Origin of the sequence: Micromonospora sp. NPDC048169, from assembly GCF_040652815.1 — a bacterium.
In the GTDB taxonomy this organism is placed as follows: Bacteria; Actinomycetota; Actinomycetes; order Mycobacteriales; family Micromonosporaceae; genus Micromonospora.
In genome coordinates this window covers 1-1,411 of the sequence record NZ_JBEZMS010000082.1, presented here as the reverse complement: position 1 = coordinate 1,411, position 1,411 = coordinate 1, and the positions used below count along the sequence as shown (strand labels likewise).

Genomic DNA, 1,411 nt, shown 5'->3' with positions numbered 1-1,411 from the left:
TACTCCAACGTCACTTGGCTTTGGCGTTGGGCGTGGCGCGGGCATGAAGACGGCCACCGCGTTGATCATCGATGGTTTGTGAGGACAACCGAAGATCGTGCGGTGGCCGCGTGCCACAGCGTAAACCTTGATCGGTGGCGGGTCACTCTCGACGAGGCGGTGACGCGTGTCGCTGGCCGATTCGTGCGGGCGGAGCCGCGCCGGACGGCCGGGCAGTTCGTGGAAGGGCTGCTGTCGGGCCTGGAACGCAAGACCTGCTGGTCCCTGGCGGAGCGGGCGGGTCACGATGATCCGCAGGCGATGCAGCGGCTGCTGCGTACGGCGGTGTGGGACGCCGACGACGTCCGCGACGACGTGCGGTCCTGGCTGGTGGAGCAGCTCGGCCACCCCGAGGGGGTGCTGGCCACTGACGAGACGGGGTTCCTGAAGAAGGGCGTGTGCTCGGTCGGTGTCCAGCGTCAGTACACCGGCACCGCCGGGCGTGTCGAGAACAGTCAGGTCGGGGTGTTCCTGGCCTACGTCACCCCGCACGGGCGGGCGCTGATCGACCGCCGGCTCTACCTACCCGAGGCAACCTGGTGCGCCCAGCCCGAGCGTCTCGCCGCCGCCGGCGTGCCGGACGACGTCGGGTTCGCGACGAAGCCGGCCCTGGCCCGGCAGATGATCGCCGCCGCGATCGAGGCTGGTGTCCCGGCCGGGTGGGTGACCGGCGACGAGGTCTACGGCGCCGACCCCGGCCTACGCGCCGACCTCGAAGACCGTGGCGTCGGCTACGTCCTGGCCATCGGCTGCGACCGACGCGTTGCTGTCAACGACGGCCGCACCCTCATCCGCGTCGACGACCTCGCCGAGCGGATCCCCACCCGCGAGTGGCAGCCGCACAGCTGCGGGCCCGGGGCGAAAGGCCCCCGCGACTACCTGTGGGCCTGGATCACCACCGCCACCAGCCGAGGTGAGCATCGGTGGCTGCTCATCCGCCGCAACTGCACCACCGGCGAACTGGCCTTCTACCTGTGCTGGTCACCCCGCCCAGTCCCGCTGCACACCCTCGTGCGAGTGGCCGGTTCCCGCTGGAGCATCGAAGAGCTGTTCCAGACCGGCAAAGGCCAGGTCGGCCTGGACCACTACCAGGTCCGCGGCTGGACCGGCTGGCACCGCTTCATCACCCTGGCCATGCTCGCCCTGGCCGTCCTGACCATCCTCGCCGCCACCGCGCAGCAGCCCGACCCCGAGCCGGAACTCATCGGGCTGACCGTCGCCGAGATCCGCCGACTCCTCAACGCTTTCGTCCTCACCCAGCCGCTACCACCAGAGCACATCCTGCACTGGTCGATCTGGCGACGAACATCCCAAGCCCGAGCCCGACGATCCCACTACCAGCGCAGACAAGCGAAGTGACGTTGGAGTACTA

General features: G+C 69.5%; 1 protein-coding gene. It reads left to right on the top strand.

What is annotated here, in order from left to right; all coding sequences use genetic code 11:
• Positions 1–159 precede the first annotated feature (159 nt).
• The gene (locus AB0D28_RS29885; protein ID WP_357391260.1) at positions 160–1,398 is read left to right on the top strand and encodes an IS701 family transposase; all 1,239 of its coding nucleotides are present in this window, start codon (positions 160–162) and stop codon (positions 1,396–1,398) included.
• Positions 1,399–1,411: the final 13 nt, after the last annotated feature.